The sequence below is a fragment of the Streptomyces milbemycinicus genome, assembly GCF_002154605.1.
Taxonomy (GTDB): domain Bacteria; phylum Actinomycetota; class Actinomycetes; order Streptomycetales; family Streptomycetaceae; genus Streptomyces; species Streptomyces milbemycinicus.
Genome location: NZ_MUNE01000623.1, coordinates 1 through 14,678 on the forward strand (window position 1 = coordinate 1; position 14,678 = coordinate 14,678).

The window sequence follows — 14,678 nt, forward strand, 5'->3', positions numbered from 1 at the left end:
CCCCCGCCCCGGGCATCGCCCGGCGATCCCGCTAGAGCGCCGCCCCCTTGTCCCTGGTTTCCGGGGTCGCCAGGCTGTCCCTGGTTCCCGGAGCTTCGAGGCCGTCCCTCGTATCCAGGGTTTCCCGCGACCACAGCCGCCGCATCTCCGCGCAGCTCTCCAGCAGTTCGTCGAGCGTCCCGCGCCCGGCCACCCGGCCCCGGTCCAGGACGACGACCTGGTCGGCCCGGGCCAGTACGGCCGGCCGGTGGGAGACGACCAGCAGCGTGGCGGCGCCGGTGATCCGCTCCCACAGCAGCTGTTCGGTCTCCACGTCGAGCGCCGAGGACAGGTCGTCCACCACGAGCAGGTCGGGTGAGCGGACCAGGGCCCGGGCGACCGTCACCCGCTGGGCCTGGCCGCCGGACAGCCGCATGCCCCGGGGGCCGACCACCGTGTCCAGGCCGTCGGGCAGCGCGGCCAGGTCGCGGTCGAACGCCGCCGCCCCCACCGCCCGCTCGATGTGTTCGGGATCCCGGCCGAGCAGCAGGTTCTCCCGCAGCGTGGCGGAGAACAGCCGCGGCACCTGGCCGACGTACGCGGCCCGGCCGGGCACCAGATAGCCGCCGGGGTCGGCCACCTGGCTGCCGTTCCAGCAGATCGTGCCGCCGGCCGCCGGCTCCAGTCCGAGCAGGGTGCGCAGCAGCGTCGTCTTGCCCGAGCCGACCGCGCCGGTGATCACGGTGAGGGTGCCCCGTTCGATCTCCAGGTCCACCCCGTGCAGGCCGTGCCGGGCGGCCAGCCCCCGCGCCTGAAGTGTCTTCAGCGGGTCGTCGTGGGCCGCCGGTTCCGGGGCGGGGTAGTCCCGGTGGAACCAGACGCCGCTGTCGCGGGACACGCTGTCGTCCGGGCCGGTCATCCGGGTGAGCCGTTCGGTGGAGACGGCCGCCTGGGGCATCCGGGCGAGGATCGAACCGACGGTCCGCGGCAGGGCGGTGAGCCAGCCGATGTACGTGGTGAACAGCGCCAGGTCGCCCGCGGTGAACTCGCCGCGGCGCATGGCCGGGGCGGCCAGCAGCAGCACCAGGCCGACACCGATCTCGACGCTCGCACCGGTGGCGGTGGTCAGCAGGTCGGTGGCGAGCCGGTCCTTGACCGCCGCGTCGCGGCGCAGCCGGTTGTGGGCCCGCAGCCGTTCCAGCGCCGCCTTCTCGGCCCCGGCGGTCTTGATGGCGAGCACTCCGGTGAAGATCTCGCCGAGGTGGCCGGTGACGGCAGCGCCGCGCGCGGCGGCCTGCCGGTGCAGCCGCCCGGTCAGCCGGTTCAGCAGGCGGCTCGCCACCCCGATCGCGAGCGCGGGCACGATCAGGGCCAGGGTGGCGGCCGGATGGATGGACACCATGATCGCCAACGCGGCGGCGCTGAAGAGCGCGGCCCCGGCCAGCGGCACCGACTCGTCCACAAACTCCACCACGTCGGCCGCGTCGTCGCGCAGCCGGGCCAGCGCCTCACCGGACGAGTGCGGCACCCGCCCTTTACCGCTCAGGATCGAACGCAGCACATTGCCCCGCAGCAGGGCCGCCGCCGCGCTCCACCAGTAGTCGCCGTACGTCCAGGCGATGACGATGGTCAGGCCGCGGACCAGCTCCACCCCCACGAAGGCCGCGCACAGCAGCAACGGCACCCGGCCCACGGTGAGGTGGTCGAACATCCGCTGCAGGATCAGCCCGCCGACGAGCGGCAGGGCGCTGGCCGGCATCCACAGCAGACCGCCGATGAGGAAGCGGCGCAGATCGAAGCGGACCAGGGTGGCGGTGACCGCCGTGAGCCGGCTCATCGGCGCACCCCCGCGAGCATCCGCGCGAACCGGCTGGCGGGGTCGGCCAGTAGCTCCTCCCGCCCGCCGTGCTCGACGACCCTGCCGTCGGACAGGACCGCGATCCGGTCCACATGGGACAGCGATTCGAGCCGGTGCGCGATGAGCACCCCGGTCCTGCCGGTCAGCAGCCGGGCGGTGCTGTGGCCGATATGGCGCTCGGTGGCCGGGTCGAGCCGGCTGGACACCTCGTCGAGCACCACGAGCCCGGGGTCGGCGAGCAGGGCCCGGGCGAAGGCCAGCAGCTGCGCCTGGCCCGCGGAGACCGTGCCGAGCGGGGCGTCGAGGTCCCAGGCGGGGAGCCCCACTTCGGCCAGGACGGCCCTCAGCCGGTCGTCGTCGTATCCGGAGCGGAACAGCGTGAGGTTGTCCCGGACATCGGCGGCGAACAGCTGCACGTCCTGGGTGACCACGGCGACCCGGTCGCGGAGCGAGGCGGTGTCCACCTCGCGCAGGTCAAGACCGCCGACCCGGACGGCGCCCGCGGTCGGGTCGTACAGCCGGGCCACCAGGCGGGCGATGGTGGTCTTACCGCTGCCACTGCGGCCGACCAGGCCAAGCGTCTCGCCGGGGGCGAGGGTGAGGGTGATGTCGCGCAGCACCGGCTCGCCGCCTTCGCTGTCTTTGTTGCCTTCGTCGCCGTACGCGAAGTCGACGCCGTCCAGCTCCAGCCGCAGCGGCCCGCTCGCGGGCAGTTGCTCGGCGGCGGCCGGGACGGTCAGCGTGCGGCGCTCGGCCAGCAGGGAGCCGATGCGGGCCACTCCGGCGAGGGCGGTCTGGTAATGGCGCAGCTGGTCGATCAGCCGTTCGAAAGGGGTGCGGACCATCAGCGTGTACTGGAACAGCAGCACCGCGGTGCCGATGCCGAGAGTGCCCGACAGACCCGCCATGAGCGCCGTGCCGGTCGCGAACGCCACGCTGGTGGCGGCCAGAACGGCACTGCCCACCGCGCTGGCTCGCCGACCGGTGCGCCACAGGACGGCGCCGGCCTGGTGGAAGCGGCGTACGGTGTGCTCGCCCGCCCCGTTGGCGCGCAGGTCCTCGGCTCCGGCGAGCCGTTCCTCCAGGAAGCCGAAGAGCGCGGCGTCGGCCTCCCGGGCGCGGGTGGCCGCGGGCACGGTCAGGCGCTGCGCGCGGACCATGCCGAGGCCGATCAGCGCGCAGTAGACCAGCAGGGCCGCGCCGATGCGCGGGTCGACCGCGCACACCACCGCGATCACCCCGCACAGCAGCAGCACCCCGGCCACGACGTCCAGCAGGAACGCCACGACGAAGTCGGCGATGGCGGACACATCGCCGTCCACCCGCTCGATCAGCTCGCCGGGGGTGTGCCGGCCGTGAAAGGCCAGGTCCAGGCCGAGGGTGTGCTCGGCCAGGTGTTCGCGCAGCCGGTTGGTGCCGTCCCAGGCCGCCTGGCCGGCCAGCCAGGCGGTGACGGTACGGGCGCCCTGTCCGGCGACGGCCAGGGCGAGGTAGGCCAGCGCGGTGAGGGTGAGCGTGCGGGTGTCGTCGCCGGCGTTCGCGCCGTCGACGAGCCGGCGGGTGAACTGGGGTGCCGCCAGCGGCAGGGCGGTGGCGGCGGTGATGGTCAGGGCCAGGAGTACGGCGGCGCCGCGGCCCGGCAGGAGGAAGCGGAGTACGTGCCTACCGGAGGACGTCCTCCTTGCGGCGGGCAGAGTCGATGAGGTCGACAAACGTCATGTCCTTCGCGCGAATGGCAGGGGTGGGGTGAATGGACATGAACGTGTGCCTCATCGGGCCTCCTTGTACGGCGGATCTGCCGGCGGTGAGTAGAGCAGGGGGCTCACCGGGCGGGCAACCGATTTTCACCGGGCTCCCGTTCGCCGAGCGACCGGGCTCCTTTTCACCGGGCTCCGTCAGGGTGCGCCATTCCGTCAGGATGCGCCGTTCCTTCGGGGCTGGGCCGCCCGGGGCCGCATGATGAGCGCGGCAACCAGGTAAACGCACGGCACGCGCGCGGGGTTGGCGTAGCCGTGGATGACGTCGGCGGCGAAGTACACCGAGTCTCCGGCGTCGAGGTCCACCGTCCTGCCCGCAAGGGTCAGCCGCAGGGTCCCCGACTCCACCACGACGAACTCATGGGAGCCCGGGGCGTACGCGGGGAACCGGCCCGCGTCGCAGCCGGGCGGCAGTGTGGTGCGGATCCACTCGAAGTTCACCCCGGGCACCACGGGGGTGAGGATGGTCCGCCGCCACCCTCCGGGCTCCTCGACGGTGTCCTGGTCGGCCGCCCGGCGCACGATGACACGGCTGTCCTCGGGCTCGGCGACCAGCTCGGCGAGCGGTACGCCGAGTCCGTCGGCGATGCGGGCGAGGACGAGGACCGTGGGCGCCTTCTGGCCGCGCTCGACCGAGGACAGCATGCTCACGCTCACCTCGGCCGCGTCGGCCAACTGCTGAAGGGTCAGGCCGCGTTCGTGCCGTAGTCCCTGGACGCGGGTGCCCAAGGTCAGGAGATCCAGCATTCCTCTATAATAACAATGCATTCCTCTATAGCGAAAAGAGCACCGTCGCCATGACGTCCCCGGAAGCGACCATCCGCCCCGCGGTCCACGCCGATCTGAAGGCCGTGGCCGACATCTACGCGCACTACGTCCGCCACACCGTGACCACCTTCGACGAGACCCCCCGCTCCGCCGCCGAGTGGGAGCAGCGGCTGGACGAACTCACCGGCCGTGACCTGCCCTTCCTGGTCGCCGAACTCTCCGGCGCCGTGGCCGGTTTCGCGTACGCCGGGCCGTGGCGGCCCAAGCCCGCGTACCAGCACACGGTGGAGGACACCATCTACCTCGCCCCCGACGCCACCGGCCGGGGGCTGGGCACCGCCCTGCTCGGCCCGCTGATCGCGGAGGCCACCCGGGCGGGGCGACGGCAGATGATCGCGGTCATCGCGGACACCGGCAGCGACGCCTCCGCCGCCCTGCACCGCCGTTTCGGCTTCACCGATGCCGGCCGGCTGACCGCCGTGGGCCATAAGCACGGCCGCTGGATCGACACGCTGCTCATGCAGCGGCCCCTGTCGGGACAGGGGCCCGATCACGAGCCCGGCCTGCCGCCCACAGAGCGACGGTGATGAAGCTGACCGTCACCCCCGCCCGGCTCGGCGGCATCGCCCGGACGATGGCCACCGACCCCGAAACGGCCTTCGTCGGCATGACGACCGGCGCCCACAACCTGCTGGCCATCGCCGTCTGCCGCGACGCCGATGCCCTGCACACCTATCTCACCGACCGCGTCGGCTCCCTGGAGGGGGTCGACCGCATGGAGACAGCCATGATCACCGCCTACGCCAAGCGTGCCGCCCCGGCACCGTGACGTACGGCGGGCCGCCGCCGTGACGGCCCGGGCACGGGGCCGAGTACGGGCCCGAGGCCGAAAGGATCACCGGGAGCCCGAAAAGATCGCCCGGGTCAGGTCTCCCTGCGGGAGCCGCCGCGCCGGGCGGTCTCGCGGCGCGGGCGTACGGGCGCGTCCTGGTCGCTGAACAGCTCGGGGTGGCGGGCCCGGATCTTCTCCACATCGCTGAAGACCAGCCGCAGATGCGAGCACAGCGCCTCGTCGGCCCGGTCCAGATCGCCCGCCTCCAGCAGCTCGACGATCTCCCGGTGCTGGCCGACCAGCCGGGTCATCTGCGCCGTCAGCGGCAGCGACAGCCGGCGCGCCCGGTCGAGCTGGGCCTTGGCCTGGCTGACCACCGGCCAGGCGGAGCCGTGTCCGCTGACGGCCATCAGCCGGGCGTGGAACTCCTCGTCGAGCCGGAAGAAGCCCTCCCGGTCGGTCCGCCGGTCGGCCTCCTCCTGGGCGGCGAGCAGCGCCTTCAGATCGGCGATGTCGCGCTCGGTGGTCCGGCCGACGGCGTCGCGCAGGGCCGCGCGCTCCAGCGCCTCCCGGATGAACTGGGCCGACGCGACGTCCCGTTCGCGGATACGCGAGACGAACGTCCCCATCTGCGGATAAATGTCGACGAGACCTTCGTCGGCGAGCAGGATCAGGCTCTCGCGCACGGGGGTGCGGCTGACGCCGAGCTCGGCCGCAAGGTCGTTCTCCGAGATGGCCGTCCCGGGTTCCAACTCCAGGCTGACGATGCGCGAACGCAGCGCCTCATGGACCAGTTGCCGGGTGTTACGCCCCCGGGAACGAGCCGCGTGCAGTCCTTCCACCGGTGCCATCGAGCCCCTTCCCGTCCCTTGACCCACTCGGCCGCCATACTTGTATGGTAGTCGACCAGTATAGCCCCCAAGGATCCACGGCCCCAAGGAGCAGCACATGGCCACGATCACCGAGGCGACGGTCATCGTCACCTCGCCCGGCCGCAACTTCGTGACGCTGAAGGTGACCACGTCCGACGGCGTGACCGGACTCGGTGACGCGACCTTGAACGGCCGTGAGCTCGCGGTCGCCTCGTATCTGCGCGACCACCTCGTACCGCTGCTGATCGGCCGGGACCCGGCCCGTATCGAGGACATGTGGCAGTACCTCTACAAAGGCGCGTACTGGCGCCGCGGCCCGGTGACGATGACCGCCATCGCGGCCGTCGACACCGCGCTGTGGGACATCAAGGGCAAGGTCGCCGGCATGCCCGTGTACGACCTGCTGGGCGGCCGGGCCCGCGACGGGGCCATGGTCTACGGCCACGCCAGCGGCGGCGACGTGCCCGAACTCCTCGACGACGTCGCCCGCTTCCGCGACCTGGGCTACCGCGCGATCCGCGCCCAGGCCGCCGTCCCCGGCTCGCCGGGCAGCTACGGGGTGCGCAAGGGTGTGGTCTACGAGCCCGCCGCCGCCTCCCTCCCCGACGAACAGACCTGGTCCACCGAGGACTACCTGGACTTCGCGCCCCGCCTGCTGACCGCGGTCCGCGAGCGCTTCGGCTTCGACTTCCACCTGCTGCACGACGTCCACCACCGGCTGACCCCCACCGAGGCGGGCCGGCTCGGCCGCCGGCTGGAGGACCTGCGGCTGTTCTGGATGGAGGACCCCACCCCCGCCGAACTCCAGGAGTCCTTCCGCCAGATCCGCCAGGCCACCACCACCCCCATCGCGGTCGGCGAGGTCTTCAACTCCATCTGGGACTGCCAGCAGCTCATCACCGAGCGGCTCATCGACTACATCCGCGCCACCGTCGTCCACGCCGGCGGCATCACCCATCTGCGGCGGATCTTCCACCTCGCCGAGCTGTACCAGGTGCGCACCGGCTCCCACGGGGCCACCGACCTGTCCCCGGTGTCCCTGTCCGCCAACGTCCACCTGGACGTCACCGTCCCCAACTTCGGCGTCCAGGAGTACATGGGCCACGACCCGCTCGCCCACGAGGTCTTCCGCCCCACCTACGAGCTGCGCGACGGCGCCCTGTACCCCTCGGACGCCCCCGGCCTCGGCGTCGAACTCGACGAAGAGGCGGCCGCCCGCTTCCCGTACGACCCCAAGTACCTGCCGGTGAACCGCCGTACCGACGGGTCGGTGCACGACTGGTGAGCGCCACACCCCACGACCGGGCCACACCCCACGACCGGACCACACCCGCCCCCGGGCGGCTGTCCGCGGCGACGCTGCACGCCGTCCCCGCCGAGAGCCGGCCCGCGGTCGACCCCGGCGCGCTGCGGCCGCGCATCGTCCATCTGGGCATCGGCGCCTTCCACCGGGCCCATCAGGCCGTCTATACGGAGCAGGCCGAGGTGGCCGCGGGCGGCGGGTGGGGAATCGCCGGCGTCACCCAGCGCAGCAGGGCCGTCGTGGACGCGCTGCGCCCCCAGGACGGGCTGTACTCGCTCACCGAGCGCCGCCCCGACGGGCCGCTCACCCGCGTCGTCGGCACGGTGACCGAGGTGCTGCACGCGGCGGACGACGGCGCCCGCCTCACCGAACTGCTCGCCTCCCCGGACGTCACCGTCGTCACCCTCACCGTGACCGAGAAGGGCTACCGCCGGGATCCCGCGACCGGCGGCCTCGACCTGACCGACCCGCTGGTCAGCGGCGACCTGGCGCAAAGCGATCCGGTACGGGACACCCTCGCGGGCGCGCCCGCCGCCCCGGCGACCGTGGTCGGGCAGCTGGCGTACGGGCTGCGCGCCCGGCTGCGCTCCGGCGGCGCGCCCCTGTCGGTGGTCTCGTGCGACAACATGGCCGGCAACGGCGCGGTCGTACGCCGCCTGGTACGGGACTTCCTCTCCGCCACCCGATGGCACGAACGCGAACGCCTGCTGGAGTGGACGGCGACCGCGGTCGCCTTCCCCTCCACCGTCGTCGACCGCATCGTCCCCGCCACCACCGAGGGCGATCTGCGCACCGCCGCCCGCGCCCTGACCCTGCGCGACGAGGGCGCGGTGACCGCGGAGCCGTTCACCCAGTGGGTGCTCGAGGACGCCTTCGCCGCCGACCGGCCGCGCTGGGAGGCCGGGGGCGCGCGCTTCGTCACGGACGTCGCCCCGTACCAGCTCACCAAGCTCCGGCTGCTCAACGGCTCGCACTCGCTCATCGCCTATCTGGGCATGGCGGCCGGCTGCGAGACCGTGGCCGATGTCATGGCCACCGGATGGGGCGAGGACACCGTCCGCGCCTACTGCGCGGAGGCCGCCGCGAGCCTGCCCCCGGCGGACGGCCTGGACATCCCCGGCTACGTCGACAGCCTCGTACGCCGCTTCGCCAACCCCGCGATGCACCACCGGATCCGGCAGATCGCCGCGGACGGTTCGCTGAAGATCCCCGAGCGGTGGCTGGCCCCGCTGCGGGAGCTGCGCGCCACCGGCCACGACACCCCGCTGCTGGCAGCCGCGCTCGCCGCCTGGGCCCGCGCCACCCGGGACACCCCCGCCGAGGACCCGGCCGCCGAGCAGCTGCGCCGCGCCTGGGACCGGCCGGCCCCGGACGCCCTGCGCACACTGCTGCTCCTGCTCGGCGCGGAGGACCTGGCGGAGGACACTGCCCTGGTCACGGCGGTCCACCGGGAGCTGAACTCCCCAACCGTCCCACCACTGTGAGCGCGCCGCTCCCCGCCCCGGGCCCCAGGGCGGGGAGCGGAGCGCGCCCCGTCACAATGGGGCCATGTCCCGACGCGCACGACGCCCGCAGCCGCCCCGCCCGGCGCCCTGCCCCTGCGGGCTGCCCGCCGCCTACGACGACTGCTGCGGCAGACTGCACCGCGGCCAGGTCCGGGCGGCCACCCCCGAGCAGCTGATGCGCTCCCGCTACAGCGCCTTCGTCCGCCAGGACGAGGCGTATCTGCTGCGCAGCTGGCACCCCGACACCCGGCCGCCGCGCGTCGACTTCGACCCCGGGCTGCGCTGGCGGGGCCTGGACGTCCTCGCCACGACCGAGGGCAGCGCGTTCCACACCACCGGCACCGTCGAGTTCCGGGCCCACTACACCGAGCGCGGCCGCGCCGGGGAGCTCCACGAGACCAGCCGCTTCGTACGCCACGACGGGGACTGGGTCTATCTCGACGGCGTCATCGACTCCTGAGCGCCCGCCCCGCGAAACCCGCTAATCCCGCGATGGCCGGCGCACGCCGTTTCGTGCCGGTTCACACCGGCTCGCGCGGTGCGGTGTGCGCCGCGATGTACGCCGGTTCACGCGCCGCCGTACCGGCCGCGCCGCACGCCGCGATGTTTCCCAGGATGTTGCCGACGACTCCTGGCGCAAGGTCAACTCCCCCCGGGATGCTGGGGCGCTGTGCGTGTGAACCACGCGAAGCCGAGGGTTTCTGGAGTTGCCGTGCCCCCTGTCGCTCTCGTCAGACCCGTGGCGGTACTGGCCGCGGTGTCCGCCCTGTTGCTGGGCGCCGCCGGTCAGGCCGCCGCTGACAGCCCCCACTCCCCCGCTCCCGAGCCGCTGCCCCGGTCCTCCGCCGAGATGCTGCGGCCCATCGCGCCGCCGGCCGCCAGCGGGCGCGGCGACGCTTCGGTGCGGTCCGTCGTCGACGGCGACGGAATCGAGACCGCCCGCAGCTCGCGGCCGGTCGCCCCCGGGGTGAAGCTGACCTCGTACGACCGGCTGGAGTCCGACAAGTGGCTGCGGGTCGACTCGCTGTCGGTGGACCTGGCGAGCGGCGCGAAGGTCGACTACCTCCACCCGGACAAGGTGGCCACCCGCGAGCCCGTCTCCGAGCTCGCCGCCGAGCACGACCCGGGGCCGGGCCGCCGTACGGTCGCCGCCATCAACGGCGACTTCTTCGACATCAACCAGACCGGCGCCCCCGAGGGGACCGGCATCAGCGCGGGCCGGGTGGTCAGTTCGGCCTCGTCCGGCGCGGCCGGGGGCCGGGCGGTTGGCATCGGGCCGGCCGACGCGGGCCGGGTCCTCCAGCTGTACTTCGACGGCACGCTCACCCTCCCCGGCGGCACCCGCCCGCTCGCCGCGCTCAACTCGGCCAATGTGCCGGCCCAGGGCATCGCCGCGTACACCGCCCAGTGGGGCGAGGCGGACCGCGCCCAGACCGTCGACGGGGCCGGAACGAAGCGCACCGCCGAAGTGGCCGTCGTGGACGGCAAGGTCACCTCCGTGGCCACCGCGCCCGGCAAGGGCGCGATACCCCCCGGCACCACCCTGCTGATCGGCCGCGACGCGGGAGCCGACGCGCTGGCGAGCCTGGCCGTCGGCGACGCGGTCTCATGGGAGTACCACCCGCGCCCCGACAGCGGCGACGTGCCCGACACAGCCGTCAGCGGCCGGGAGTTGCTGGTCGTGGACGGCGAGGCGGTCGGCCATGACGGCGAGGGCAACAACACCGCCGCCCCGCGCACCGCGGTCGGCTTCTCCCGCGACGGCCGTACGATGCAGGTCCTCACCGTGGACGGGCGACAGGCCGACAGCGGCGGCGTCACGCTCACCGAACTCGGCGTGATGATGAAGGACGCGGGCTCCTACAGCGCCCTCAACCTCGACGGCGGCGGCTCCTCCACACTGGTGGCCCGCGCGCCCGGCAGCGATACGGCGCGGGTGGAGAACAGCCCGTCCGACGGCAGCGAGCGCACCGTCCCCAACGGTCTGGCCTTCACCGCCCCCGACGGCAGCGGCCGGCTCAAGGGCTTCTGGGTGGAGACCGCGGCCGCCGCCGGGTCGGCGCCCACCGTCGACCCGGTCAAGGGCGGCCACCCCGAGCGCGTGTTCCCGGGGCTGACCCGGCGGCTGACCGCCGCCGGATACGACGAGACGTACGGCCCCGCCGAGGGCGCCGCGACCTGGCACTCGGCCGACCCCCGTATCGGACGGGTGAGCGCCGACGGCACCTTCACCGCCCGGCACAGCGGCGACGCGCAGGTCACGGCCCGCCGCGGGGCGGCAAAGGGCGATATCGAGCTGACCGTCCTCGACGACCTGGACCGGATCCAGCCCACCACCCGGCTGATCGGCCTGAAGGACGCCGAGGCCACCGGCCGCTTCGGGGTGGTGGGCCTGGACGCGCACGGCACCAGCGCGCCCGTCGAACCGTCCGACGTCCGGCTCGACTACGACCACGACCTCTTCGACATCACCCCGGACCAGGACTCGGGGGACTTCACGGTCAAGGCCCACGGCGGGCAGGGCGCGGGCCAGATCAAGGTCACCGTGGCGGGCACCACCACCCGGCTCGCGGTCACCGTGGGGCTGACCGAGCGGCAGGAGGCCGCCTTCGACGACGCGGCGCAGTGGAAGTTCAGCCAGGCCCGCGCCTCCGGCTCGCTCGCGGCCACGCCCGACGGGCACACCGGCACCGGTCTTGAGCTGACGTACGACTTCACCCAGTCCACCGCCACCCGCGCCGCGTACGTCAGCCCGCCGCAGCAGATCGAAGTGGAGGGCCAGCCGCAGTCGTTCGGCCTGTGGATCAAGGGTGACGGCAACGGCGCGTGGCCCACGCTCCATCTCAAGGACGCGGCGGGCTCCGACCAGTTGCTGCGCGGCCCGTATGTCACCTGGACCGGCTGGCGCCATGTCGACTTCGCCGTCCCGGCCGGGGTCTCGTATCCGCTGAAGATCAACCGCTTCTATCTCGCCGAGACCGGTGCCACCCGCCAGTACACCGGCCGTATCACTATCGACGACCTCACCGCTCAGGTCCCGCCCGCCGTGGACCTGCCCGAGCAGACGGCGTATCCGGACCCGCTGATCACCACCGCCGCGCGCGCCGAGGGCCGGGACTGGCGGTTCGCGGTGATGTCGGACGCCCAGTTCGTGGCCCGCGACCCGGACAGCGCGATCGTCGTCCAGGCCCGCCGCACCCTGCGCGAGATCAAGGCGGCGCGCCCCGACTTCGTGGTCATCGACGGGGACCTGGTCGACGAGGGCTCCCCCGCCGACCTCGCCTTCGCCCGTAAGGTCCTCACCGAGGAGCTGGGCGACGCCGTGCCCTGGTATTACGTGCCGGGCAACCATGAGGTGATGGGCGGGAAGATCGACAACTTCGAGGCCGAATTCGGCCCCGCGCACCGCGTCTTCGACCACCGCGGCACCCGCTTCATCACCCTGGACACCTCCAGTCTGAGCCTGCGCGGCGGCGGCTTCGACCAGATCCAGGCATTGCGCGCCCAGCTCGACGCGGCGGCGAAGGACCCGGCGGTCGGCTCGGTGATGGTGATCGAGCATGTGCCCCCGCGCGATCCCACCCCGCAGCAGGGCAGCCAGCTCGGCGACCGCAAGGAGGCCGCGCTGCTGGAGGGCTGGCTCGCCCAGTTCCGCCGTACGACCGGCAAGGGCGCGGCCTTCATCGGCGGCCATGTGGGGACCTTCCACGCCTCACGGGTCGACGGCGTGCCGTATCTGATCAACGGCAACTCGGGCAAGAACCCGTCCACCCCGCCCGGCCAGGGCGGCTTCACCGGCTGGTCCATGGTCGGCGTCGACCAGGTCTCCCAGCACGAGCAGGCGCGCGCCCGGCAGGCCCCTTGGACCGGCGGGCCCGACTGGGTGTCCGTACAGACCCGGGCTCATGTGGACGGGCTGACCGTCACCGCCCCGGCCGAACTGCCCACCGGGCAGCACGCCGAGGCCACCGCGACCGTGCTCCAGGGCGAGGGCGCCGACCCCCGCCGGGTGCCGGTCGGCTTCCCGGTGAGCGCGGACTGGACCGGATCGCCGAACCTCTTCATCGGCGACCCGGACGACGCCGCCCGGCACCGGCCGCGCTACGTCGCCGCGTACGACCCGACGACGGGCCGGCTCACCGCGCTGCGGCCGGGGTCCGCGACCCTGGCGGTGACGGTGAACGGGGCGGTGGCGAAGGCGAGCTTCACGGTCACGGCCCGCGCTGCCGGGGGATCTGCCCCGGCGGCATGACGGAGCGGAGCTGAAGGGCCGCGGGGCTACGGAGCTGAGGCGCCACAGGACCGGACCGTAGAGGCGAGGGGCCGCGGGTGACTGCCCGAAGGGGCAATCCCCGCTGCCCCTCCCCGACGGGGCCGGACCTGGACGACTCCCGGCCCCTCCCGCGACGCTGGGAGCGGACTTCCGCTATTCCCCGGGGAGCGGCAGATGCGCACACACGACCAAGGACATGAACAAGAGCACGAACATGAGCACGACGAGTCCTTCAAGACGCCGGAGCGAACGGACCTTCAGCAGTCGGCGGACCTTCCCCACCTGCTGAAGGCCGTCGCCACCGGCCATACGGAGGTGATCGGCCGCTCCGGGATGGGCACCCTTCAGCGGACCATCGGCAACGCGGCCCTCGGATCGGCGATCCAACGGGACAGGGCCCCAACCGCCCCGTCCCCGGACCCGGCCCTCGCCTCGGACGAGGACGACCAGCGCTCGAGCGTCCACGATGTGATCTCCTCCGGCGGTGGACAGCCCCTGGACACCGAAGTCCGCACCGACATGGAGTCCCGGCTCGGCGCCGACTTCTCCGGGGTGCGGGTGCACACGGACTCGGCGGCGCACGAGTCGGCGAGGGAGGTCGGCGCGCGGGCCTACACCGTCGGCGAGAACGTCGTCTTCCAACGGGACAGCTACGACCCGGCCTCACACCAGGGCCGCACCACGCTCGCCCATGAGCTCACCCATGTCATGCAGCAGCGCAGCGGCCCGGTCGACGGTACGGAGGCGCCGGGCGGGATCCGGGTGAGCGATCCGTCGGACCGCTTCGAGCAGGAGGCGTCGGCCAACGCGGAGCGGGCGATGACCGCCCCGGCCCCCGCGCCCGCACCGGCTGAGGCCCCCGCACCGGCACCGTCCGCGGCCCCGGTGCAGCGCCAGGCTGCGGACGAGGACGAGGAACCGGCCGACGTACAGGGCTCCTTCGTACAGCGAGCGCCGGAGGAGGGGGCCGAGGAAGAGGAGGAGTCCCCGCCCGAGGCGTAAGACCCGTACGTCAATCAGCCCGGGTCAGCCACCGGCCTCAGCCATTGGCCTCAGCCGTTGGTCTCCTTGCTCGGGGCGAGCTTGCCACCGAGGAACAGCGACTCCGAACACTGGGAGGGCGTGGGGGCCTTGACCGGCTTGCCGACCTCCCGGCAGCTGACGGAGATCGTGACCGTGCCCTTCGCCCGCACCTCGATGGGGGTGACGAAGTGGTAGTCGGAGTCGCGGAAGTTCTCCAGCGCGAGGTTGAGCAGTTGCCCGTCGTCGCTGGAGATGACCAGGGTGCCGGCGTCGCCCTGCGGGTTCTGGACGACGATGTCGGTCAGCTGGAGCGTCTTCCCCTCGGGGACCTGGTACGCGGTCTCCTGCGCGGAGCCGCCCCCCACCCGGTCCCGCACCTGCACCCGGGCGCTCGTCGCAATGGCGGACCCGCCCGCCCCGCCGGGCGCCGCGCTCGCGTCGCCACCCGGGGACTGCGACGCATCGCCGCCGGAACCTCCCGAGCCGCCCTGCTTGGAGTCCCCGCCGC

11 protein-coding genes and 1 pseudogene are annotated in these 14,678 nt (G+C 73.3%); 7 read left to right on the plus strand and 5 right to left on the minus strand.

Annotation, left to right across the window (positions count from 1 at the left end; translation table 11 throughout):
• Positions 1 to 31: 31 nt before the first annotated feature.
• The 3 genes from CCN51_RS40820 to CCN51_RS40830 all read right to left on the minus strand — a co-directional run bounded on the left by CCN51_RS40820 (position 32) and on the right by CCN51_RS40830 (position 4,341).
• Positions 32 to 1,816, minus strand: coding sequence for an ABC transporter ATP-binding protein (locus CCN51_RS40820; protein ID WP_086860715.1), 1,785 nt, complete (start codon positions 1,814 to 1,816; stop codon positions 32 to 34).
• On the minus strand, positions 1,813 to 3,549 hold the full coding sequence (locus CCN51_RS40825) for an ABC transporter ATP-binding protein (RefSeq protein ID WP_014181580.1): 1,737 nt from the start codon (positions 3,547 to 3,549) through the stop codon (positions 1,813 to 1,815). Before CCN51_RS40825 ends, CCN51_RS40820 begins: the two co-directional genes overlap by 4 nt.
• Before the next feature lie 201 nt (positions 3,550 to 3,750).
• Positions 3,751 to 4,341, minus strand: a complete 591-nt coding sequence (locus tag CCN51_RS40830; RefSeq protein WP_014181579.1) for a helix-turn-helix domain-containing protein — start codon at positions 4,339 to 4,341, stop codon at positions 3,751 to 3,753.
• A gap of 50 nt (positions 4,342 to 4,391) precedes the next feature.
• On the opposite strand from CCN51_RS40830, the gene CCN51_RS40835 reads away from it, so the two are divergent.
• Positions 4,392 to 4,949 (plus strand): GNAT family N-acetyltransferase, encoded by a 558-nt coding sequence (locus CCN51_RS40835; protein ID WP_014181578.1) that lies wholly within the window; start codon positions 4,392 to 4,394, stop codon positions 4,947 to 4,949.
• On the plus strand, positions 4,949 to 5,191 hold the full coding sequence (locus tag CCN51_RS40840; RefSeq protein ID WP_014181577.1) for an Lrp/AsnC ligand binding domain-containing protein: 243 nt from the start codon (positions 4,949 to 4,951) through the stop codon (positions 5,189 to 5,191). Before CCN51_RS40835 ends, CCN51_RS40840 begins: the two co-directional genes overlap by 1 nt.
• Before the next feature lie 95 nt (positions 5,192 to 5,286).
• On the opposite strand, the gene CCN51_RS40845 is transcribed toward CCN51_RS40840, so the two are convergent.
• Positions 5,287 to 6,045: a GntR family transcriptional regulator gene (locus tag CCN51_RS40845; protein ID WP_014181576.1), complete on the minus strand. Its 759-nt coding sequence runs from the start codon at positions 6,043 to 6,045 to the stop codon at positions 5,287 to 5,289.
• 97 nt (positions 6,046 to 6,142) lie between these two features.
• On the opposite strand from CCN51_RS40845, the gene manD reads away from it, so the two are divergent.
• From manD to CCN51_RS40870, 5 genes are all read left to right on the plus strand, one after another.
• Positions 6,143 to 7,351 carry a D-mannonate dehydratase ManD gene (gene manD, locus CCN51_RS40850; RefSeq protein WP_014181575.1) on the plus strand — a complete coding sequence of 403 codons (1,209 nt, stop codon included), beginning with the start codon at positions 6,143 to 6,145 and terminating at the stop codon, positions 7,349 to 7,351.
• Positions 7,348 to 8,853 (plus strand): mannitol dehydrogenase family protein, encoded by a 1,506-nt coding sequence (locus CCN51_RS40855; RefSeq protein WP_014181574.1) that lies wholly within the window; start codon positions 7,348 to 7,350, stop codon positions 8,851 to 8,853. The genes manD and CCN51_RS40855 overlap by 4 nt, the downstream gene beginning before the upstream one ends.
• A 64-nt stretch (positions 8,854 to 8,917) precedes the next feature.
• Positions 8,918 to 9,334 carry a YchJ family protein gene (locus tag CCN51_RS40860; RefSeq protein WP_014181573.1) on the plus strand — a complete coding sequence of 139 codons (417 nt, stop codon included), beginning with the start codon at positions 8,918 to 8,920 and terminating at the stop codon, positions 9,332 to 9,334.
• Positions 9,335 to 9,613: 279 nt separating this feature from the next.
• The gene (locus CCN51_RS40865; protein ID WP_014181572.1) at positions 9,614 to 13,126 is read left to right on the plus strand and encodes a phosphodiester glycosidase family protein; all 3,513 of its coding nucleotides are present in this window, start codon (positions 9,614 to 9,616) and stop codon (positions 13,124 to 13,126) included.
• A 195-nt stretch (positions 13,127 to 13,321) separates the two neighbouring features.
• Entirely contained in the window at positions 13,322 to 14,149 is an 828-nt protein-coding gene (locus tag CCN51_RS40870; RefSeq protein WP_014181571.1) for an eCIS core domain-containing protein, read from the plus strand.
• Positions 14,150 to 14,199: 50 nt separating this feature from the next.
• On the opposite strand, the pseudogene CCN51_RS40875 reads toward CCN51_RS40870, so the two are convergent.
• A pseudogene (locus tag CCN51_RS40875) lies at positions 14,200 to 14,678 on the minus strand (hypothetical protein); the annotation flags it as partial.

What these genes read in the sequence shown, in the direction of transcription:
- CCN51_RS40820 (WP_086860715.1), bottom strand. Translation starts at nt 1,816, where the DNA reads ATGAGCCGGCTCACGGCGGTCACCGCCACCCTGGTCCGCTTCGATCTG.
- CCN51_RS40830 (WP_014181579.1), bottom strand. Translation starts at nt 4,341, where the DNA reads ATGCTGGATCTCCTGACCTTGGGCACCCGCGTCCAGGGACTACGGCAC.
- CCN51_RS40835 (WP_014181578.1), top strand. Translation starts at nt 4,392, where the DNA reads ATGACGTCCCCGGAAGCGACCATCCGCCCCGCGGTCCACGCCGATCTG.
- CCN51_RS40840 (WP_014181577.1), top strand. Translation starts at nt 4,949, where the DNA reads ATGAAGCTGACCGTCACCCCCGCCCGGCTCGGCGGCATCGCCCGGACG.
- CCN51_RS40845 (WP_014181576.1), bottom strand. Translation starts at nt 6,045, where the DNA reads ATGGCACCGGTGGAAGGACTGCACGCGGCTCGTTCCCGGGGGCGTAAC.
- manD (WP_014181575.1), top strand. Translation starts at nt 6,143, where the DNA reads ATGGCCACGATCACCGAGGCGACGGTCATCGTCACCTCGCCCGGCCGC.
- CCN51_RS40860 (WP_014181573.1), top strand. Translation starts at nt 8,918, where the DNA reads ATGTCCCGACGCGCACGACGCCCGCAGCCGCCCCGCCCGGCGCCCTGC.
- CCN51_RS40870 (WP_014181571.1), top strand. Translation starts at nt 13,322, where the DNA reads ATGCGCACACACGACCAAGGACATGAACAAGAGCACGAACATGAGCAC.